13 protein-coding genes are annotated in these 21478 nt (G+C 65.3%); 4 read left to right on the top strand and 9 right to left on the bottom strand.

The annotated features are described in order from the left end of the window. Positions 1-18 precede the first annotated feature (18 nt). The 6 genes from EO139_RS04115 to EO139_RS04085 all read right to left on the bottom strand — a co-directional run bounded on the left by EO139_RS04115 (position 19) and on the right by EO139_RS04085 (position 8892). Positions 19-2151 (bottom strand): acylase, encoded by a 2133-nt coding sequence (locus EO139_RS04115; protein WP_241235908.1) that lies wholly within the window; start codon positions 2149-2151, stop codon positions 19-21. A gap of 11 nt (positions 2152-2162) precedes the next feature. Next, positions 2163-4925 carry a TonB-dependent receptor gene (locus EO139_RS04110; protein ID WP_206515055.1) on the bottom strand — a complete coding sequence of 921 codons (2763 nt, stop codon included), beginning with the start codon at positions 4923-4925 and terminating at the stop codon, positions 2163-2165. A gap of 156 nt (positions 4926-5081) precedes the next feature. Further along, positions 5082-6050, bottom strand: a complete 969-nt coding sequence (locus EO139_RS04105; RefSeq protein WP_126969413.1) for a FecR domain-containing protein — start codon at positions 6048-6050, stop codon at positions 5082-5084. A 2-nt stretch (positions 6051-6052) separates the two neighbouring features. After that, entirely contained in the window at positions 6053-6640 is a 588-nt protein-coding gene (locus EO139_RS04100) for an RNA polymerase sigma factor (RefSeq protein WP_104585912.1), read from the bottom strand. 736 nt (positions 6641-7376) lie between these two features. Further along, a complete protein-coding gene (locus EO139_RS04090; protein ID WP_104585914.1) occupies positions 7377-7694 on the bottom strand; it encodes a hypothetical protein in 318 nt (105 codons plus the stop codon). A gap of 31 nt (positions 7695-7725) precedes the next feature. Further along, positions 7726-8892 carry a class I SAM-dependent rRNA methyltransferase gene (locus EO139_RS04085; protein WP_126969411.1) on the bottom strand — a complete coding sequence of 389 codons (1167 nt, stop codon included), beginning with the start codon at positions 8890-8892 and terminating at the stop codon, positions 7726-7728. Positions 8893-9153: 261 nt separating this feature from the next. On the opposite strand from EO139_RS04085, the gene EO139_RS04075 reads away from it, so the two are divergent. After that, positions 9154-10110, top strand: a complete 957-nt coding sequence (locus EO139_RS04075; RefSeq protein ID WP_126969409.1) for a TerC family protein — start codon at positions 9154-9156, stop codon at positions 10108-10110. Positions 10111-10595: 485 nt separating this feature from the next. Next, positions 10596-11384, top strand: a complete 789-nt coding sequence (locus tag EO139_RS04070) for a rhomboid family intramembrane serine protease (protein ID WP_104585918.1) — start codon at positions 10596-10598, stop codon at positions 11382-11384. Positions 11385-11503: 119 nt separating this feature from the next. Here the strand turns inward: EO139_RS04070 and EO139_RS04065 are convergent, their stop codons facing one another. Together EO139_RS04065 and EO139_RS04060 are read right to left on the bottom strand one after the other, a co-directional pair. Next, the gene (locus EO139_RS04065) at positions 11504-12604 is read right to left on the bottom strand and encodes a glycerophosphodiester phosphodiesterase (RefSeq protein WP_164739721.1); all 1101 of its coding nucleotides are present in this window, start codon (positions 12602-12604) and stop codon (positions 11504-11506) included. A 248-nt stretch (positions 12605-12852) separates the two neighbouring features. Further along, complete coding sequence (locus EO139_RS04060; protein ID WP_126969405.1) at positions 12853-15153, bottom strand: TonB-dependent receptor; 2301 nt, start codon at positions 15151-15153, stop codon at positions 12853-12855. A gap of 193 nt (positions 15154-15346) precedes the next feature. On the opposite strand from EO139_RS04060, the gene EO139_RS04055 reads away from it, so the two are divergent. After that, on the top strand, positions 15347-16207 hold the full coding sequence (locus tag EO139_RS04055) for a phosphatase PAP2 family protein (protein WP_126969403.1): 861 nt from the start codon (positions 15347-15349) through the stop codon (positions 16205-16207). A gap of 673 nt (positions 16208-16880) precedes the next feature. Then, complete coding sequence (locus EO139_RS04050) at positions 16881-19940, top strand: carboxypeptidase regulatory-like domain-containing protein (RefSeq protein WP_126969401.1); 3060 nt, start codon at positions 16881-16883, stop codon at positions 19938-19940. A gap of 102 nt (positions 19941-20042) precedes the next feature. Here the strand turns inward: EO139_RS04050 and mnmE are convergent, their stop codons facing one another. Continuing rightward, positions 20043-21383, bottom strand: coding sequence for a tRNA uridine-5-carboxymethylaminomethyl(34) synthesis GTPase MnmE (gene mnmE, locus EO139_RS04045; RefSeq protein ID WP_126969399.1), 1341 nt, complete (start codon positions 21381-21383; stop codon positions 20043-20045). Between the last annotated feature and the right edge of the window lie 95 nt (positions 21384-21478).

Here is a 21478-nt window from a genome sequence, read left to right as displayed (position 1 = left end):
ATCGTCGGGAGCTGGGCATCAGAAGTCGGTGCGCGATTCCAGGTGCTGTTCGACCTGCTCGCGGGTGGTCCACAAGGTGCGGAACTCGCCCTTGGACAGCAGTGGCAGCTGGTCGCTGATGTGCGCCGAACCAGGCTGGCTGGCATTGCCGTAGCTCATCAGGCCCTTGGCCTTGAGCGGCGTGGAAAACTCCACCAGCGAGACCCAGGTTTCGCCGTGCTGCGGCAGGCGTTGGCCATCGGTATTGGGCGGGTTCCAGGTGATCACATCGAACGCACCGAGATTGCCGAAACCGCCGCGCCCGGGCACATCGACAGCGCCCAGGTGGAAGCGCGACACCTCGCCATACGGCCGGTCGATGGCGCCATAGGTCTTCTTGGTGCTGGCGACGGCCTGCTTGAGTCGGCGCAGCGCCAGCGCCGGGTCCTTCAGGCCGCTGGGTGTGGTCAGCGGCGCGTCCAGCGACCACGGCGTGGCATAACCGGCCTGCGAGAGGTAGCGCGCATCGCCGGTGAACAGGCGCGCCCATTCCTCGAACAACAACGCGCCGCGGCTGTCGGCTTCGAAGTGGCGGTCCCAGGCCTTGAGCACGTCGACCGCAGCGACAATGTCCGGATCGGTGCTGTCTGCGGCTGCGGCGTACAGCTGCGGCAACGTGCGATCGGCCGCCAGCGCCTGTGCGGTGCGCTTGAGTGCCACCAGCTGGTCGAAGTCGATGCTGTCGTGCTCGGCCAGCATCTTCACCGAGTTCTGCGCGCGCAACGACATCGGCCCGGTTGGGGCGACATAGGCCGGAAATGCGCTGGGGTCCAGCGCGCGCGGCCAGCTCGCCAGCCACGGCGGGTCGTTGGTGTTCTGCACGAAACCGCCGGCCGGATTGATCACCTTGGGCAGCTCGTCGTAGCTGTGCACATCGCTCCATAGCGTGGACGCGGTATCGCCGGGCACCAGGCCGCTCCAGTACTTCAGATCGCCTTGCGCATGCCTGGGCAGGATGCCGTTGTCCAGGAACAGCACGTTGCCGGCGTTGTCGGCATAGACGATGTTGAACATCGGCACCTGCAGCTGCTTGAGCGCGCGCTGGAACTGCGCAAAGTCCTGCGCCTTGCCCATGTCCCAGTACTGCTTGAGCATGTCGGGGCGATCCAGGCCAGCCACGCGCAGCGCCACGGTACTGCCGTCGTAGCGTTCGAACACCGGGCCGTGCACCGACTGCCGCACGTCCAGCGTCTGGGTTTTCAGCGCGCCATCGGCCTGACGGATCTTCAGCGTTCTGGTCTCCCGCTTGAACGGCAGCACCTTGCCGTCCAGCAGATAACCCTCGCCCGACAGCGTGAGTTTGTAGGTGGTCTGGCCCAGCAGCGTGTTCACCGTATTGGTGAAACCCAGTTGCTTGTTGAAGCCGAAACGCAGGATCGGCAGGCCGACCTGGGTGGCGCCGTACAGATCCACGCCCGGTCCGTTGAGATGCGCTTCGTAATAGGTGAAAAAGCCGCTGCCCCAGGGCAGGTGCGGGTTGGCCAGCAGCATGGCATGGCCGTCGCGGGTCTTGCTCGGCATCAGCGCCCAGGCATTGGAGCCATCGCGGGCCTGGCCGTCCTTGGGCGCTTCGCCCAGCACCTTGGCCGGCGAGGCGATGTAGACGTAATTCATCAGCCGGTGCGCGTGCGCCACCACGTCCACGCCGGTGATCGGCAGCACCACCTTGACGTTGGCGTCCAGGGCCTCCGGATGTGCGGCCGCGTAGGCGTTGATGCCTTGCGCGAAGGCGTCCAGGTCGGCACGAAAGCCCGGGGCCTGCTGCCGGTACCACTGCTGCGCGCGTGGGTAGACAGCGTTGCTGACCAGCCAGCGATCCTGTTCGGCGTACTTCTCGCCCCAGTATTCGGCGGCGCGGCCGCGCGCTTCGCCATACAGATGCAGCAGCAGATTGCCATGGCTATGGGTCTGCGCCCAACCGAAACCGTAGAAGGTGCCGGCTTCGGTCCTGGCATAGACATGCGGCACGCCGTAGCGGTCCCACAGGATCTCGCCGGTGTCCTTGCCGGCGCCGGCAAGCGCCGCCAGCGGGACACACGCCAACGCGATCAACAGCCCTGCGCAGATGGAAGCGCTGCGCGCATGCGCCCGCATCGAAGAAAGTCGCGGCACTGGGTCACTCCTCAAAAGGTGTAGGTCAACTTGGTGTAGTAGGACCCGCCGGTGAAGCCGTACGGCACGCTGGTCACATAGAAACCGCTGCCGGTGCTGGCGACCGCACCGATGTTGTTCGGGTATTGGTTGAACAGGTTGTTGGCGCCGAGCGTCCAGGTGATGCGCCCGGACAGTGCGTAGGACGCTTCCAGATCGGTGATCCATTTGGCCGGCACGTGTTCGTCGTTGGCCGGGTTGTTTTCCAGCACGTCGAAGCTGCCGAAGCGGTTGACGCGCACGTTGAGCGCGAAGTCGCCGATCACCCAATTGCCGCCCAGCAGCAGCTTGCTGCGCGGGGTGCGCGACAGGTAGCCGCGCGAGGCACGGTCGAACAGTTCGTAGCCGGCGCCCAGCGAGTCCAGTGCGGACGGGTTGTCGGCGATGCGGGTGATCTCGGTGGTGTTGTAGTTGTAGCCCAGGTTCCAGTTGACCCGGCCCCAGTCGCCGGCCTCCATGCGCCAGGTCGCCACCACGTCCACGCCTTCAGTGCGGGTGTCGATGGCGTTGGTGAAGTACTGCGCGCTGTCGACGCCGGACACGCCGGCGCGGGTGAGCAGGTCGGTGATCGCCGCACCGGTGATGTAGCCGGTCATGCCGATGCGGTCGTCCAGATCGATGCGGTAGGCATCCACGGTGAGGCTGAGCGCGCGCGTGGGGTTGTAGGTGAAGCCGATGCTGGCATTGGTGGATTCCTCCGGCTTCAGCGGTTCGGCCCCCAGTGCCAGCGCGGCGGGGGAATCCACCGGCAGCGTCTTGGCCAGGAACAGCTCGCGGTCGCCGTTGTCCAGCGTGCGCCAGCTGCTGTTGGTGGCCGCGTACAGGGCCTGCGCCAGGGCCGGCGCGCGGAAGCCGGTGCTGGCCGCGCCACGCAGCGCGAAGGTCGGGGTGATGGCCCAGCGCGCGGTGAACTTGCCCACCGCGGTGTCGCCGGCCGAATCATCGAAGCGCTCGTAGCGTCCGGCCAGGCCCAGCGACACGCTGTCGGCCACGTCCCAGGTCAGGTCGACATAGGCCGCGCCGCTGTTGCGATCCAGGCTGCCGGCTTCGTCGGGCTGAAAGGTGATCGCGCCCTGCGCGCCGGGCGGCGGCGCCTGCCCGGCACGCGGATGCCCGGCCGGGAACACGTAGCTGCCGGCCGCGTAGGCCGCCTGCTCGCCGGCCTGGATCTCGTATTTTTCGTAGCGATGCTGCACACCCAACGACACCTGCAGCGGGCGCTCGGCCAGTTGCAGGCCGCGGGTGATGTCCAGGCTGGTGGTCCAGTCGGTGGAGGTCAGCTGGCCGAGATAGAACGCGGTGGGGCTGGTCGGCCCCAGGCTGGCGTTGAGCGTGTGCAGGCCGTCGCGTTCGGAGGCGTTGCTGCCGTAGCTGGTGGCCAGGTCCCAATCCCACTGGCCCCACAGGCCCTTGATGCCGGCGGTGAACTCGTAATCGGTCTCGTCGATGCGCAGGCGCGGGCTGTACCCGTCCGGATAGATCTCCTGCAGGGTGTTGTTGGCGTTGGGATTGCGGAACGACCATTCCAGGTCGCTCAGGCGGCGGCTGTAGGTGGCGTAGGAATACCCACGCAGCTCGCCGCCCAGGCCCAGTTCGGCGTTGTAGGACAGGTTGGCGCCCTTCTGCCAGGGCTGGCCGAAGTTGCGCGTGATCAGGCGGTTGGCGGTGGCCTCGCGCGGGTCCGGCTGGCCGTTGACCGGGTAGTACAGCCGGTAATCGTCGGCCACCGGTACTGCGCGATTGGAGCTCTGCTGGTACCTGGCGTCGGCGGCCAGATAGACGAAGCCGTCGCTGCCCAGCGCCAGCCCCTTGCCGATGCTGGCGCTGCTGCTGTCGCCATCGGCGCGGTCGATGTTCTGGCCCCACAGCAGGTCGGCCTTGCCACCCTCGGCATCGGACTTGAGCAGGATGTTGATGACGCCGGCGATTGCGTCCGAGCCGTACTGCGCGGCGGCGCCGTCGCGCAGCACCTCGATGTGATCCACCGCCGAGACCGGGATCAGGCTCATGTCCACCGGCACCGAACCGCGCCCGACGATGCCGGCGATGTTGATGCTGGCGGTGCGGTGGCGGCGCTTGCCGTTGACCAGCACCAGGGTGTGATCCGGATTGAGCCCGCGCAGCCCGCCGGTGGCGATCACATACGAGGTGCCGTTGCCGGATTTGGCCGGTGCATTGAACGAGGGCACCAGATCGTTGAGCGCCGACAGCAGGCCCGGGCGACCGGTCTTTTCCAGTTCCGCCGCGCCGATCACATCGATCGGGGTGGGGCTTTCGGTGACGGTGCGCTGCACGCCGCGTGCGCCGGTGACCACCACCGCATCCAGGTTGCCGACTGCGGCATCGGCTGGCGGTGCAGCGGCTGGTGGCGTCGGTGCGGATGCGTCCACCTGTGCGTAGCCCACGGCGGGATATCCGTGCAACGCGGCCGTCATCGGCTGCGCCGAGGCCAGCGTGATGCGTTCGCCATCGTCTTGAACCACGCTCAGTCCGGTGCCGGCCAGCAACTGCCGCAATGCCACGCGCGATTCCAGCGTGCCCTGCACCGCCGGCGTGCGTACCTGCTGCAGGTATTCGCCGGGTGCCACGATCTGCACGCCGGCCTGCCGCGCAAATTCCGGCAACGCCACCACCGCATTGCTCTCGGGGAGCGAGAACGTGCGCCCCTGCGGCGAGGCTGCCAAGGCCGCTCCCGCTGCCATCGTCGCCACGGCCGTGCCGATGGCCTTGCTCAAACGCCTGCTTGCTGCCTGCATCACTGCTCTCCGCTGGCGCGCGTGCGCCGCTGTCCGGTCGTCGTCACCGTTGCTGTGTGGCCCCCTGTCTGTTGGATGCGTGGCCGCCGCTTTTCCGCCATCGACATCGCGGGTGGTGACGTGCAGCGGTGCACCTCACTGCGCGAGCGCGCCGCGCAAGTGGATGCCGCCACGGGTGTGTTCGATCTGCAGGCCCATGCTCAGCGCAACGGAGCGTGCGAAGCCTTCCGGATCGTTGGCCGAATACAGGCCGACCACGGTGCGCCGCGCCACCGCGGGGTCGTCGATCAGGATGCGCATGTCGTTGTAGCGGGCGAATTCGGCCGCGGCCTGCGCCAAGGTGTCGCCGTCGAAGGCGATCATTCCCTCGCGCCAGACCAGCAACTGCTGCACGCGCCGTGCTGGCAGCGGCTGCACCTGCACCGCCTGCGTCGGGCTGACCATGGCCAGCATGTTGGCGGCCACCCGCTGCGGTGTGCGCCGGTCGGCCTCCACTTCGACGGTGCCTTCGCGCACGACGACCTTGACCGCATCGTCCTGCCGCCGACGCACGCTGAAACTGGTGCCGACCGCGCGCACTTCCGCGCCGGCCGCCATCACCACGAACGGACGATGACGGTCCTTGGCCACGTCGAACAAGGCCTCGCCACGCAGCAACTGGATCTGGCGACGGTCGGCGCTGAACTCCACCACCACTTCCGAGCCGGAATTCAGCGTCACCGCCGAGCCGTCTGCCAACGGCAGGCGCAACACCTCGCCGATGCGGGTGAGGTGATGGCCGCTGCCGGGCGCGCCAGTGTCGGGGACGGCGGGCTGCAATGCCAGCATGCCGGTGGCCGCAGCGACCATGCAGGCGGCAAGTGCGGCCAGCCACCTGCCGCGTCGGTGCGTGCGCCGCGAATACGTCGCTTCCGCGGCAAAGCCCTGCCCCAGCGCGCGCGCACGATCGAAATGCAGATGCACCGCGTGCGCCCGTGCATAGGCGCCGCGATGGCGCACGTCTTCGGCCAGCCAGCGGTCGCGCTGCACGCGCTCGGCCGGCGTGAGCGGGTCGCGGTCCTCGCGTCCCACCCAGGCGGCGGCAATGTCGTCGATGCTGCGCATGCTCAGCTGCCGCGCTGCGGATCGGCCAGGCGCGTGGCCGGCGCGGCGTGGCCCGCGGCCGGTGCCGATGCGGGCGTGCGGCCCATGCGTGCCATCAGCAGACGCAATCCCTTCACGATGTGTTTTTCCACGGTGTTCTCGCTGATTCCGAGCCGCGCGGCGATCTCGCGCTGCGACAGGCCGTCGACCTTGCGCAGCAGAAACACCTGGCGGCATTTGTCCGGCAGTGCCGCCAGCGCTTCGCCGATGCGGCGCAGCTCCTGACCGGCAATGGCGTGGCGCTCGGGTGAGCGCTCGTCCTGTGTGATGTCCAGGCGCTCGATTTCCGCCACGCTCTCGATCGACACGATCCTGGCGCGGCGCACCTGCTGCAGTAGCACCGACTGCGCAGCGGTGAACAGATAGGCGCGCGGATTGGCGATATGACCCACCTCGCCCAGCCCGGCCAGGATGGCGTAGGTCTCCTGGATGACGTCGTCGCAATCGACGTTGCCGGGGGCATGCTTGCGCAGCCAGCGCCGCAGCGCCGGCTCGTGCGGCAGGACCTGCGTCGCCAGCCAGGCGGCGCGCTGGGAATCGATGGCCGGCATCTAGGACGCGGCCGCTGACGTGCCCGCACGTCGAAGTGAGGAAGTCATTGCGTTCTCCGGGGGTTCGAGCGAAGGGCCTGCTCTTGAAGTCACGATGCGCCAGCGGCGCAACTCCGCCATGCACTCCGACGGGTGGCCCGCTGCGATGGCACTACCCGCGCAGCGCGCGCCGGACATCGACAATGTCCGGTCGGATGCGGCCAACGAAATGGCCGTTGGCAATGACCTGACTGCCTTGGGTTATGCAGGCGCGCCGCGAACACGGGCGCGCCGCCACGCCAATGGCAACGCGAATGGCAACCCCGTGGTGATGGGCGCCGCCGTGCAGGGCACTGCAGTATCTGGCGGTCTGAACGTGTGGCATCCGGGCGCGACGAGCGGCGCCGATGCGCTAGCGAGTACGGTGTTTATGGGGCCGGGCGTGCTGTGGCGATGTCGATCCGGGGACCGTGACAAAGTCCGGTTTCGGGGCCGATCTGCGCCAGGCGGTGCCGGACATCGCCGCAGGGCCGGTGGGTTGGTGATCGGTTGCCGCTGCAACCAGCCGCAGGTCATCGGCGGATGGGCCGGATACGCGCAGGCCGAAGATGGCCTGCGACCAGCGGTCCTTCGAGCGGCTGGCAGAAGCGATCGGGCGTGCGCAGTTGGCAGCACGCAGCACGCAAACGATTTGATCTGGCCTGCGCGCAATCCATCGCACGCGCCGATCGGCGCGCAGTGGTGCTGCGCGTCGTGTTCAGTCGCCCAGTTCGGCCAGGCGCGCGCGCACGCTCTCCACATCGACGTGCTCGCGCAGGTGCAGCCACTGCCGCGCCCACACCGAGCGCAACACGATCCAGGCACCGAACACGCCCAGACAGGTCGAGCCCAGCGCCAACGTCAACGGATGCAACGGCGAGCCGCTGCCGGTCTGGAACAGATACATGAAGGCCCCGGAAAACAGCAGCCACACGCCGAACACCGGCCAGTTGCTGGCCAGCAGGCTGGCGTGGGGCCGCTCGATCTCGCGCAGCAACCGGGTCAGCGCCTTGCGTTCCTCATCGTCCGGTGTCATCGACTGGCCGCTCCACGGATTGGTCGCCGCGCTAGATCACGCGGCAGAAAACAGCCTTCAGGTAGCGCGATTCCTGCACGTGCGCCATGAACGGATGGTCCGGACCGGCACCGGCCACCTTCAGGATCTGGATGGTGCGCCCGGAGAAATACGAGGCGCGCCGCAGCATGTCCAGAAACTCCTGCTCGGCCACCAGCCCGGTGCACGAGAAGGTGGCGAACAGGCCGCCGGGCTTGACCACGCCCAGCGCCAGCTTGTTCATGTCCAGGTACTTCTTCAGCGCCGGGATCACCTGCTCGCGGTCGCGGGTCATCTTGGCCGGGTCCAGGATCACCACATCGAACTGCTCGCCGCGGTTGGACGCATCGCGCAGCCACGGGAAGATGTCGGCCTGCACGAACTTGGGCCGCACGTTGTTGAGCTTGGCGTTGCCCTTGGCGATGGCGATCACGTCCTCGTCGATGTCCACGCCCAGCACCTCGGACGCACCGCGCGCGGCCGCATACACCGCAAAGCCGCCGGTGTTGCAGCACAGGTCAAGCACGCTCTTGCCCTCGACCTGCTCGCTCAGCCACTGGCGGTTCTCGCGCTGGTCGGCGAAGAAGCCGGTCTTGTGCGCACCGGCCGGGTCGGCGCGGAACCTGATGCCGTACTCGGTGATCACCGATGCTTCGGTGGTGGTATTGCCGTGGAAATCGAAGCTTTCCTGCTTCTGCACGTGTTCGTCGGCAAAGCTGTGGAAGCGGCAGTTCGGGAACTGCGCGCGCAGCGCCTCGTAGATCCACTCGCGGTGGCGGAACATGCCGGCGGCGAAGAACTCCACCACCACCAGGTCACCGTAGCGGTCCACCACCAGGCCGGACAGGCCGTCGCCTTCGCTGTGCACCACGCGCCAGGCATCGGACACCGCGTCGAGCTTGAGCCAGTCGCGGCGCAGGCTCACTGCCGCGGCGATCTTGCGCGAGAACCAGCCCGCATCCACCGGCACCGACTGGTCGGTTTCCAGGATGCGCACGGCGATGCGCGAGTGGCCGTTGTAGAAGCCGCGGCCGACCCACTCCCCGTCCACGCCGACCACATCGACGATGGTGCCGGGTTTGGGCTTGGCGGCGGGCTTTTCCACCAGCTTCTGGAAGATCCACGGGTGGCTGGAGCGCCAGGCATTCTTGAGTCGGACGACGGGGACTGGAGTATTCATCCGCCCATTGTATCCGGCTGGATTGACGTGCCTGCCCTCCGGCACGCAGAATCGGGCGCAGAAGGGGAGTAGCTCCCAGCGTTGTCGCCGTCATGACGAGTCCTGCCCGCCAGGCTCCGGTGCAACGGCAACCGGCCAGGCCGGTTGTGAGCGAGACCTTCGCCGCGCAGGCGAAGGTCCGTCACCCGGAATCCACGATTTCCGTGTCACAAGGCCTCAGCCCACCGGCTGTCCAGGTCGTTTCACTTTCGGGATTCTTTTATGCAAACCATTGGCAATGTCTGGTTATGGGGCGGCTTCGCGATCGTGGTGATCGTGGCGCTGTTGGTCGATCTGGTGCTGATGCGCCACGGCGGTGCCCACAAGGTCACCTTCAAGGAAGCCACCTGGTGGAGCATCGGCTGGGTGCTGCTGGCGCTGGCCTTCAACGCCGGCCTGTGGTGGTACCTGCAGGGCAGCATGGGCGACGCGGCAGCCGACCGCATCGGGCTGGAGTTCCTGACCGGCTACCTGGTCGAGAAATCGCTGGCGGTCGACAACATCTTCGTGTTCCTGATGGTGATGACCTACTTCGGCGTTCCCGAGGAACAGCGCCAGCGCGTGCTGATCATCGGCGTGCTGGGCGCGATCGTGCTGCGCGCGATCATGATCTTTGCCGGCTCGGTGCTGCTGACCAAGTTCCATTGGCTGCTGTATGTGTTCGGCGCGTTCCTGCTGCTGACCGGCATCAAGATGTGGTTCTCCGCCGGCAAGGAGCTGGATCTGGAAGCCAACCCGGTGCTGCGCTGGATGCGCGGGCATCTGCGCCTGAGTCCGCAATACCACGGCCATGCGCTGAGCGTGATCAAGGACGGCAAGCGCTGGTTCACCCCGCTGTTCGTGGTGCTGATCCTGATTGCGGTGATCGACGTGATCTTTGCGGTGGACAGCATCCCGGCGATCTTTGCGATCACCACCGACCCGTTCATCGTGCTGACCTCCAACGTGTTCGCGGTGCTGGGCCTGCGTGCGATGTTCTTCCTGCTGGCCGGCATGGCCGACCGCTTCCACCTGCTGCCGTATGGGCTGGCGGTGATCCTGGTGTTCATCGGCACCAAGATGATGATCATCGATCTGTACAAGATCCCGGTGCTGGTCTCGCTGGCAGTGGTGATCGTGATCCTGGTCTTCACCATCGTGCTGAGCCTGCTGCGGCCGCCCAAGCCGGCCAGGCACTGAGGGGCTGGGATTCGGGATTCGGGATTCGGGAATCGGGAGCGGTAGCTACACGTGCATTGCTGGTAACTACGCACACCGACTCTCTCGACGGGACCTTGCCCGCCCACCGTCGCGGGACCTTACGCGGCATGGATGCCGCGTAAGAGCCTACATGGACGTACTTGCGGCGTGTCCCGCGATGGTGGGAGGGCAAGGGCCCTGCAGCCAAGCCGCAGATCGTCTGCCCTAGGACCGAGGCATCCACACCGTTCAATCCCCTCTCAAGGCCGCCGGGATTTCAGGCGCCAGGTCGCTGGAGCGTTCCCGGGCCGAACTGGCGAGGGCGTGATGCCGCGCATGTTCGTGTCGCGCCCCGGTCACCTGCATGGTGCCGTGCGGCCGCTGCGCCAATGTTCGGTGGCGGGGCTGGATTATCCCGTCGTCGGGCCTGCTTATCCCGAGGCGGATAGCTTGTAAAAAATCCGCGCGACGCCATCCGTGAAGGTATGACACCGCCTCCTGTTACCGCCGCCGACGCCACCGCGCAAGACCGCCTGGATCGTTCCCGGGTATTGCGTGCCTTCAACTTCAGCCTGGCCGCCGTGCTGCTGCTGGTGGCGGTGTTCACCGCCCAGGGCATGTTCGACTGGCGCGCCTGGGCGGTGGCACCGCTGCAGGCAGACGGCCTGCTCGGCATCCTCACCGCACCGCTGCTGCATGGCTCGCTCGCGCATCTGGGCGCCAATGCCGCCGCGCTACTGATCCTGGGCACGCTGGCCGGCAGCGTGTATCCGCGTGCCACCGCCCTGGCGCTGCCGTTGTTGTGGCTGGGCTCGGGCCTGGGCGCGTGGTTGCTGGGCGAGCCCGGCAGCCGGCATCTGGGCGCCAGCGGCGTCACCCACGGGTTGATGTTCCTGGTGTTCGTGCTGGGCCTGCTGCGCCGCGACCGCCCGGCGATCGCCACCAGCATGATCGCCTTCCTGTTCTATGGCGGCATGTTGCTGACCATCCTGCCGCACGAAGCCGGCGTGTCCTGGCAATCGCATCTGGGCGGCGCGGTGGCCGGCCTGATCGCCGCGTTGCTGCTGCGCCTGCGCGACCCGCAACAGGCCAGGCCGCGCTACAGCTGGGAGGACGAAGACGAAGATGCTGCGTGGGAAGTGAGCAATGGCGAGCACGACGTGCTGGAACCGCCACCGCCGCGCCAGGTGCCGGTGCTGTGGCAGCGCCAGGAAGACGGCTCGCACAACGTGGTGCTGCACTTCCCACCGCGCGAGCGCCCACCGGGCAGCTAGTGCCTGCATGGAGCAACCACCAAAACGGCCGCTGGTTCCCGTAGGAGCGTGCCTGCGCGCGACAGGGCATTACCGGGACCGCCCCATCGCGCGCAGGCACGCTCCTACAAAGGCGCTGCCTAGCGCGATGCTTGCCCCTGCAACGCACGCCGTGCCAGGCCCGGATCGTCGGCGAAGAAGGCATCGATGCCGGCGTCCAGATAGGTCTTGAGCTCGGCCAGTGCACCGGCGTCGTTACGCTCGGTCACCGCGCCGCTGCTGCGGTTTTCGGCAGCCAAGAAGTAGTTCTCCGGGCGGAACGTGTACGGCTGCACCTGCAGTCCTGCCGCATGCGCGTCGTGCACCAGGCTGGTCGGCGTGCCCAGGCGCTGCTGCGCATCCAGCGGAATGATGCTGCGGATGTCCGGGCCGATCGCATCGGCGTAGCTGGCGACCTGCGTCAACCCCTCGGGCGTGATCATCTGCCAGTAGGTCCGCGGCGCGCTGCCCACGCCCGCATCGGGCAACGCCATCTGCGCGCCGGCCAGCAACTGCAGCAGGCGAATGTTGCTGCTGCGCCCGATCTTGCCGCGCAAATAACGCAGGTTGCCGGTCTCGAACGACTGGATCACCACCGGCGCGGTCTGCGTGTAGGCATGCGCACGCAGGCTCGCCAGCACCTTGTCTTCCATCGCCAGATGCAGCCGGCTGAAATAGCTCGGGTGCTTGATCTCCGGAATCAGCCCGATGCTGCGCCCGGTTGCCGCCGATTCGGCTGCGACAAAATCGATGATCTCGTCGAAGGTGACGATCTGAAACTGCCCATCCCAGCGCGTGCCGCGCAACTGCGGCAGACGCTCGCGCGCGCGCAGCGTCTTCAATTCGGCCAGGGTGAAATCCTCGGTGAACCAGCCTTCCATCGCCTGACCATCGATGGTCTTGCGGGTCTTGCGCGCAGCGAACTCCGGGTGACTGGCCACATCGGTCGTACCGCCGATCTCGTTCTCATGGCGCGCCACCAGCACGCCATCCCTGGTGGACACCAGGTCCGGCTCGACAAAATCAGCGCCATCGACAATCGCTTTGGCATACGCGGCCAAGGTGTGTTCCGGGCGCAGTGCGCTGGCGCCACGGTGCGCAAAGATCTGCACCGTCTTCGCCAACGGCGCCTCTGCCAACGCGGGCCCGCTCATGCCGACCATCATTGCCCCCAACAGCCAGATACGGTGGAACTGCATCATGCCTTTCTCCAACTGAGTGTTGCCATCAAACGCTGGCCCTGATCGTCAAGCCGGCGTGGCAGGTGCTGGTTACCGTCTCATGGATCGCTGATGCGCTGCGTTGCCGAGCACGGTCGATGCCCACCTAACGACGCGTCACAACGTTTGCCAACCACGAAGACGCCCAGCATCATCCGGCATCGGGAATTCCTAAACAGCAACAAGACCCGCTTTTACGATTCCCGAATCCCGATTCCCAATTCCCGTCCTCAGAACTTGGCATCCAGCGTCAAAAACACCTGCCGCGGCGCGCTGGCATGGAACGCCAGCTGGCGGCCAGTCGGATCGCTGTTGGCGAACGCGGTGAGGTTGGACGCGTACCGCTTGTCGGTGAGGTTGGTGACGTTGAGCGAGAGCTTGAGCCCCTGCAGCACGCCGGCCTGGCCGAAGTCGTAGCCGGCGCCTGCGTCGAACGAGGTGTAGCCGCCAAAGCCCTGATCGTTGGTGTAGGTGTAGTAGCGCTGGCCGGTGTACTTGCTGCGCAGATTGATGTTCCAGTTGGCGTAGTTGAACGCGATTTCGCTGGCGAACATGCGCTTTGGCGTATCCACCGTGGTCTTGCCGGCGGTCGGAATGGTCACCCCGTTCTGCACATAGTTGTCGTCGTAGGTCGAACGGTTGATCGAGGCCGAGTTGTACCACTGCAGGTAGCTGGTCGGCTTCCAGATCACCGTCAGTTCGCCACCGCGGCTGCTCACCGAGCCCACGTTGAAGAAGCGTGTGGTGCAGGCCGGCGTGGTGCCCTGCTGGATGCTGGCGCAGGGATTGAGCGAGAGCAGGCGGTTGTCGAAGGTGACGTCGTAGCCGACCAGCGAGGCTTCGAAGCGGTCACGCACGAAGCGATAACCTGCCTCCACGGTGCGCGACTTTTCCGGCTCCAGCGCACCGGCGCTGGCATCGAACGAGGCCTGCGTCACCAGCAACGGACCACCGGCGCCGCCGCCCTGGAACGCGGCGATGTTTTCCGCGTACGAGGCAAACACCTCCTGCCCGTCGGCGATGCGATAGCCCAGGCCGACCTGCGGCAGCACCGACTCGCTGGCCTTGATCGAGCCGGTCGCCACCGGTGCTTCCACCGCCAGCCCCGGCGTCTCGCGCGCGGTCATTTCGGTACTCGGACTCTTGATGCCCAGATCCACGCTCAGGCGCTCGTCGAGGAACTTGAAGTTGCCCTGCACGTAGAACTGCCGCGTGGTGATGATGTAGTTCTGCGAGAACAGCCGGCGATCCGGATCCTGCAGGAACTTGTCGTCGCTGACCGGCCCGTCGATCCAGTAGAAATTGCGCTCCACATCGTGGTGATTGCGCTCGTACCACAGCCCGGCTTCGAGGTGATGCGCGCCCAGGTTCCAGCCGAGCGACGCGATGCCGCCGGTGCGGTTGATCCAGTAATTGGTGCTGCGGATCGAGATCGGCAGCGCCTGCGGCGTCCCCGGATTGGATGCCTGGCCCGGCGACCACCAGTGGCCCTGCCCCTTGTTTTCGTGGTGATAGACCTGGGTGTGCAGGCTGATCGCATCGTTGGGTTGGAAGTCGCCGGCCACGTAGAACAGATCGTCGTCGCGCAAGGCGCGGCTCTGGTAGTAGGCATCGTCGACATTGTCCACGCCGCCGCTGAAACCGCAGCGCGCCGCATTGCGCGTGGCCGGTGCGCAGTACGCCGCGGCCAACGCGCGGTTCCAGTCCGGTGCGTACAGGTTCCAGTCCCAGCCCAGGCCACGCGCCATGCCGCTCTTGGACAGATACGCATAGTCCGCCTGCGAGGTGCGCGAGGTATCGGCAAATGCGGTCAGCTTGCCGCCATCGAACTGGTACACGCCCTTGGCATTGAACTGCCGCGTGGTGGTCGGCGAGTCCGGGCGCGTCCACATGTCGGCTTCGGCATTGATGCCGGACAGATAGGCCGAAAAGCCGTTGTAGTCGCCGGTATCCACACGCAGGAAGGTGCGGCGATTGGCGTCCGAGCCCACCGTCTGCGACAGCTGCCCGCCGAACACGCTTGACGGATCGGCCGAGTAGTACTGGATGGTGCCGCCCAGATTGCTGGTGGATGCAGTGCCCAGCGCACCGATGCCCGAGGCCAGCTCCACGCCGCCGAAGTTTTCCGCAATCAGGGCGCGGCTGATGTTGAGGCCGTTGTAGTTGCCGTAGGCGTTGTCGCCCAGCGGCAGGCCGTCGAGCGTATAGCCCAGGCGCGTGCCGTTGAAGCCGCGCAGGCTGATCGTCTGCGACTCCTCGTTGGCACCGAAGGCATCGTTGGATTGCACGTTCACGCCCGGCATGCGGTTGAGCAGCTTCTGGATGCTGGTACCCGGCGGCAACACCGGGATGTCCTGCTGGGTGATGCGCTGCACCTGACGCGTTTCGCCCTGGCCGATCACCGAGACCGCATCGAGTTGCTGCACGGTCGTGCCGGTGTCGGCAGTCACGTCGGGGTCGGCAGCATGGGCGGCCGGCGACAGCACGAGCGCGGTGAGGACAGCGGCACTTAAGAGATGGGTCTTGGGCATGGGCGGCAGGGAACGAGTCAAAAGATGACGGCAAGCGTGCGACAGCTGTCTTGCGCCGATGCGACGGCCAGGTGACAGTGCCGCGACAGTCGCAGTGCATCCCGCGCAAGCGCTGCGCCGCGCTTGCATGCAGATGTCATCTGCGCGTCGTAATCTGCGACCTCATCCATCTGTGTTGTCCGAGGGTTGGTCCATGTCCCATCGCATTGCCCGCGCTTGTTCCCGGACGCTGACCAGCGCCGCCATCGCCGTGTTGGCCTGGGGATGCGGCATCGCCAGCGCGCGGGATAACGTCGCCGCGACGGGCTCGGTGATCGCCACCGATGCACATGGCTACCTGGAAAAGACACACGTGCCCGACAGCCTGCGCCTGGTACCGCCGCCGCCGCAGGACGGCAGCGCCGCGCTCGCCAACGATCAGGCCATCGCCACGTCCATGCTCGCCCTGCGCGGCACACCGCGCTGGGACCTGGCCACACGGGACGCCGCGCTGGGGTTTCCCGCAGCCGCCACCCACTTCAGCTGCGCGCTCGGCATCCAGATCGACCAGGCCCACACCCCGCACCTGCTGCGCCTGCTGGAGCGCAGCATGCGCGATGCCAGTACCAGCACCAGCGCAGCGAAGGCGCGCTACCAACGCCCCCGCCCGTTCATGCGCAACGACCAACCGATGTGCACGCCCGGCGACGACGCGGCACTGCGTAAGAACGGCTCCTATCCCTCCGGCCACACTGCCATCGGCTGGAGCTGGGGCCTGATCCTGGCCGAGCTGGTCCCCGCCCAACGCGATGCCCTGCTCGCCCGCGGCCGCGCCTTCGGCGACAGCCGCCTGGTCTGCAACGTGCACTGGCAGAGCGATGTCCTGCAGGGCCGCATCATGGGCGCCGCCACCGTCGCCGCGTTGCACGACAATGCCGAGTTCCAGAAGGATCTCACCGCCGCACGTCGCGAGATCGCCAAGGCACGTGCGAAGCAGCCGGTCGCGCTGGCGGAATCGCCAGCCTGCGCGGCAGAGAACGCTGCACTGCAGACCGTGCTGCCTGGGGTGATGTAGCAAGTCAGGCTCCTGCAACCTGCTACAAACACCGTGCGCCAGCGATCTGTCGCCTGTACGTCATTCGTTTTTTTTCGAGTCCCTGGCCACGTCTCTCCTGGCCGGACACTAAGTGGCCGCAAACGCATCGGGTAACTCGGCCAAGCGCCGATTGAGACCATCTGGTCTGGATCACTCTATGCGTCCGCTCGCCGCCGGTTGCTTGCATACGCCCTGCATGACCGATGCAGGCCCTTAGCCGCCAGCCCTGACAACCGGCGCAGCGCTTGCCTGTTCACGGCGACCGCCATCTCACTCCCAGCCCGCACCGCGAAGACCCAGTCGCGGCAAAGCTGCGCCTGCTGATCGAGCCGCCCTCCCTATCGGGATGGTCAGACGCGTACTCATTGCCCTCACCAGGCGCGAATCGCAACCGGTTGTGTTCGATCAGATAAGCATCCCTACACGAAACAGCTGACCAGGTCCTGGTCCGATAGCCCTGTTTCATAAAAAAGTTCCCGGAAAATGACATATCTGTAAATCTTGGGTTAATCTTCAGACTCCCTTCAGGAAAGTGATACGCCGGGCTGGTCGGCGTTCCCTCGAAGTGGCTCCCCACCTCAACTGCGCCGCAGTGCAGTTGGGTCCCACGGTTTGCAGGCGTTGTGAAGGTACTTCATCAGGAGAAAGAGGAATGACACGTCCAGGGGTTCGTAGGTCTTTGTCCAAGAACATCACACGCAGCGCGTTGAGCATTGCGCTGAGCATGTGCGTTGCCGGCGGTGTCCAGGCCCAGAGCGCGGTCGGCTCCATCTTCGGTAGCGTGGAGCCTGGCAGCACCATTGCCATCCAAAGCCCCCAGACAGGTGTAAGCCGCTCGGCCACCGCTGCTGCCGATGGCCGATTCACCTTCAGTCAGCTGCCTCCAGGCAGATATGTGATCACCGCAGACGGGGTCACCCGCGAGGTCGAGGTCAAGGTCGGTAGCGGCTCGCAGGTGCTGTTCGGGAAGCAAACCACCGAGTTGGACAGGATCAATGTGGTGGGTACACGCGCGCTCAATCCCATCGACGTGTCCTCGGTGGAATCCACCACGGTATTCACGGCCGAACAGATGATCTCGCTGCCTGTAGCCAGCGACGTTTCCTCGGTTGCCTTGCTGGCTCCTGGTGCCACCAGAGGCGATGGCGGCCTAGGCGACAACGGTCTCGGCAACGGCAATCTTGCTTCGTTCGGTGGCTCCTCAGTGGCCGAAAACGGCTATTACATCAACGGCTTCGACGTCACCAACATGCGTACGTTCCTGTCGTTCGCCAATGTGCCGTTCCAGGGGATCGCGCAGCTGCAGGTGAAGACCGGTGGTTATGGGGCCGAGTACGGTCGCTCGCTGGGCGGCATTGTAAGTATCGTGACCAAGTCCGGCTCCAATGACTGGCATTACGGTGGCAGCGTCGAGTGGGCTCCGGATTGGGGAGCCGCGAAGGGCAAGAACGTGCGTGATCGTGATCCGGATGCTGCGGATCCGCTCTACCAATATCGCAGCGACAACCAGTTCGACAGCACCATCTATTCGGCGTATGCGAGTGGTCCGATCATCAAGGACAGATTGTTCTTCTTCGCCATGGCCGAGGGCCGCAACGAAACGATCGATATTTTCAGATCGGTCAACAGCGAACGTCGGCGCGACACCACGCCGCAAGGTCTGGTCAAACTCGACTGGTACATCAACGACAGCAACCTGGTGGAGTTCACCGGCATCTACAACCAGGCCAAAACCAAGTACAGCACCTACGAATACAACCCGGACGCCAACGGCGAGAGCCGTTACAACGTCGGTCGCCACGAAGCGCCGATCGAACAGTACGAGATGGAAAACGGCGGCAAGGTCGGCATCCTCAAATACACCGGCTATTTCACTGACAACTTCACCTTGTCGGCGCAATACGGCTATTTGAGCAATCTCATTGACTCACGCCTGCCGACCGATCCGGCCGGCAGTGAGTGTCCGTGGGCCTACAGCTTCGGCCTGACTACCAGCGTGGTCGATCGCTACATCGGCTGTAACCCTGGCACGATCTCAACGGTTGCCGATCGCAATGCTGAGCCGGACGAGGACATCCGCAAGGCATTTCGCGTTGATGGCGAGTGGGTGTTGGGCGACCACCGCGTGCGCTTTGGTGTGGATCAGGAAAAGTACGAGTCCAGTCATCGCGGTCAGACCTACGCCGGCGGAATCAACTGGGCGTATTACACGGTTCCCGGCAATGCCGTGGCCACTGGCGCTTTTGCTGGCCAGCCGGGGCGGACGGTGAATGGTCAATTGGTACCACGTGGTGCGCTTTACGCGCGCTCCCGTGTCTATCAGACCAGCAGCTCCACCTATGAAAACATCAACAGCGCCTTCTATGTCGAAGACAATTGGCGGGTGACGGAAAACTTCCTCGCCGTGCTTGGTTTGCGCGGGGAGAAGTTCGAAAACAAGAATGGCGACGGTATTGCCTGGGTAGAATCGGATTACAAACTCGCGCCACGGCTTGGTTTCTCGTGGGACGTGCTCGGCGATGCCAGCTTGAAGCTGTTCGGAACCGCCGGTCGGTACTACATTCCGGTCGCCACGAACTCAAGCATCCGTGCAACGGGTGCCGAATCCACGGTCTCCAACTGGTACTTCGTCAACGGCTGGAGTGAAGCAGACGGCACACCGGTCGGCCAGGGCGCCCAGATCGGTGCGACTCAGACCAACGGCTCGCTGGTTGCGCCAAACCCGGCTTCGGTTGCGTCCACCAATCTTTCGCCCATGTATCAGGACGAGGTGATTCTGGGTGGGCAACTGCAGCTGACGGAAAACTGGATGGCGGGCGCACGTATGATCCGCCGCGAAGTGAAATCGGGGATGGACGATACCTGCACGACCAATCCGTGGATCGATTGGGCCGCAGACAATGGCTTTACCGACTTTGATCCGAGTTCGGTCCCGAGCTGCTACTTCCTGAATCCGGGTAGCGACGTCACCATCAATGTCGACTTGAATGGCGATGGTGAAGTGGAACTGGCAACCCTACCAGCCTCGTATCTCGGCCTTCCCGAGTATCGGCGCATTCACACCGCACTGGAGTTCTTCTGGGAGCGCACCGGGGAAAGATTCAATTTCCAAGGCTCCTATACATTTGCCAGAACGCGCGGCAATGTGGAGGGCTACGTCAATTCCACATTGGAGCAGGAAGATCCGGGCCTGACGCAGGACTTCGACCACCGTCTGTTCACCGACGGCACCTACGGGCCGACACCCAACGATCGCCAGCACACACTCAAGCTGTTCGGCGCTTACGCGCTCACACCGGAATGGCAGCTCGGCGGCAATCTGATTCTGCAGTCCGGCCGTCCGGTCAATTGCCAAGGTTATATCCCGCTGGACGACATCCCGCAGCCCGACCAAGGAACGCTGACCAACTACAGTGGTTCAAGTTTCTATTGCTTGGATGCTGAAGGCACGCGTGTGCTGCGTCAGCGTGGTGATGAGGGGCGGACACCCTGGACCTGGACGTTCGACCTGGCTGCGGTGTACATGCCGAACTGGGCTGATAACAAGCTGCGTATCAAGCTGGATGTCTTCAACCTGTTCAACAATGACCGCGTCACCGAGTACAACGAGTTCAGTGAAGCGTCTCGCGATGTGATCAGCCCGAACTATTTGAACGATCAGAACTATCAGACGCCTCGTTCGTTCCGGTTGACTGCTCGCTACGACTTCTAAATCGCAGTATCCGTGTCTTACATACGATGTCCGGCCTCGTGAGAGGCCGGATTTTTATTTGGCGAATGCTGCATTCATCGCTGCACGTGGTGCCGCGCCGCGTCACTTGCCGATACAAAAACTCGAAAAGATCTTGCCCAGCAACTCGTCGGCGCTCAGCTTGCCGGTGATCTCGCCGAGGGCCTCCTGTGCCAGACGCAGTTCTTCGGCGGCCAGTTCGAGTTGTTCGAAACCCAGCTCCAGATCCGCCGCATCTGCGTGCTGTTCGGCACGACGCAGTGCGTCGACATGCCGCGTGCGTGCGGAGAATTCACCTTCCACGCTTTCCATTCCATCGCCCAGCGCGAGTTCGCGCAACCGGGCTTGCAACTGCTCCAGTCCCTGCCCGGTCACTGCCGATACTGCGATCGCGTCGCGATCGAGCGCTGCGGGGTCGGCCAGCAGATCGCATTTGTTGTGGATCCACAGCTGACGCGGCACCGCATCGATGGCATCGCCGATCGCATCGCGTGCGGCCTGCGGGTCGCGTGCATCCAGCACCACCAGCGCCAGATCGGCGCGCTGCAGTTCGACACGTGCGCGACGCATGCCCTCGCGCTCGATCGCATCGCCACCCTCGCGCAAGCCGGCGGTGTCGACCAGGGTCAGGTCGAAGCCATCGAGCTGGATGGCTTCCTGCAAGGTGTCGCGGGTGGTGCCGGCGACATTGGTGACGATGGCGCGCTCGCTACCGGCCAGCGCATTGAGCAAGGAACTCTTGCCGGCGTTGGGCGGGCCGATCAGCACCGCATGCAGGCCGTCGCGCAGCTTGCGCCCGCGCTCGGCATCGCGCAGCAACTGCGCAAGCAGGCTGCGAGCCTGGGTCAATCCATCGCGCACCTGCGCCCCGCCCAGCGTGTCCAGCGGCTCGTCGGCAAAGTCGATGGCTGCTTCCACGTGGATGCGCAGCCGGGTGAGGCCGTCGCTGACTGCATCCACACGCTGCGAAAACACACCGTCCAGCGATCTGCGCGCAGCACGTGCCGCGCGCAGATCGCCGGCGGCGATCAGATCGGCGATCGCCTCGGCCTGCGCCAGATCGAGTTTGCCGTTGAGAAAGGCGCGTTCGCTGAATTCACCCGCGCGTGCGTGCCGCGCACCCAGCGCAATGCAGCGGTTCACCAGCTGCCGCAGCAGCACCGGGCTGCCATGGCCCTGCAACTCCACCACCGCTTCGCCGGTGAAGCTGTGCGGCGCCGGAAACCACAAGGCGATGCCATCGTCGATCACCTCGCCCCGCGCATCGCGAAAGCGTGCGTATCTCGCCTGCCGTGGTTGCAGAGTCGGGACGCCCAACTCGGCGGCGATCTGCGCGGCCTGCGGCCCGGACAGACGCACGATGCCGATGCCTCCGGCTCCGGCGGCGCTGGCGATGGCAACAATGGTCGATGGCGAAGAAGACATAGGCAGATGGTAAGGCGTGTGGTCAAAGACGTGGCTCGCATGCGCCTGCGCGCGTGGCGGCGGTATGGCTGCATTTCACGGATATGCCGTAAGCC

Source organism: Xanthomonas sp. BRIP62411 (assembly GCF_003993525.1).
GTDB lineage: Bacteria > Pseudomonadota > Gammaproteobacteria > Xanthomonadales > Xanthomonadaceae > Xanthomonas > Xanthomonas euroxanthea.
This window is presented reverse-complemented; position numbering and strand designations above follow the sequence as displayed.

Bases quoted from the DNA above. Each gene is read 5' to 3' on its own strand.
- EO139_RS04105 (WP_126969413.1), bottom strand. From the start codon at position 6,050: ATGCGCAGCATCGACGACATTGCCGCCGCCTGGGTGGGACGCGAGGAC.
- EO139_RS04100 (WP_104585912.1), bottom strand. From the start codon at position 6,640: ATGCCGGCCATCGATTCCCAGCGCGCCGCCTGGCTGGCGACGCAGGTC.
- EO139_RS04090 (WP_104585914.1), bottom strand. From the start codon at position 7,694: ATGACACCGGACGATGAGGAACGCAAGGCGCTGACCCGGTTGCTGCGC.
- EO139_RS04085 (WP_126969411.1), bottom strand. From the start codon at position 8,892: ATGAATACTCCAGTCCCCGTCGTCCGACTCAAGAATGCCTGGCGCTCC.
- EO139_RS04075 (WP_126969409.1), top strand. From the start codon at position 9,154: ATGCAAACCATTGGCAATGTCTGGTTATGGGGCGGCTTCGCGATCGTG.
- EO139_RS04070 (WP_104585918.1), top strand. From the start codon at position 10,596: ATGACACCGCCTCCTGTTACCGCCGCCGACGCCACCGCGCAAGACCGC.
- EO139_RS04065 (WP_164739721.1), bottom strand. From the start codon at position 12,604: ATGATGCAGTTCCACCGTATCTGGCTGTTGGGGGCAATGATGGTCGGC.
- EO139_RS04060 (WP_126969405.1), bottom strand. From the start codon at position 15,153: ATGCCCAAGACCCATCTCTTAAGTGCCGCTGTCCTCACCGCGCTCGTG.
- EO139_RS04055 (WP_126969403.1), top strand. From the start codon at position 15,347: ATGTCCCATCGCATTGCCCGCGCTTGTTCCCGGACGCTGACCAGCGCC.
- EO139_RS04050 (WP_126969401.1), top strand. From the start codon at position 16,881: ATGACACGTCCAGGGGTTCGTAGGTCTTTGTCCAAGAACATCACACGC.
- mnmE (WP_126969399.1), bottom strand. From the start codon at position 21,383: ATGTCTTCTTCGCCATCGACCATTGTTGCCATCGCCAGCGCCGCCGGA.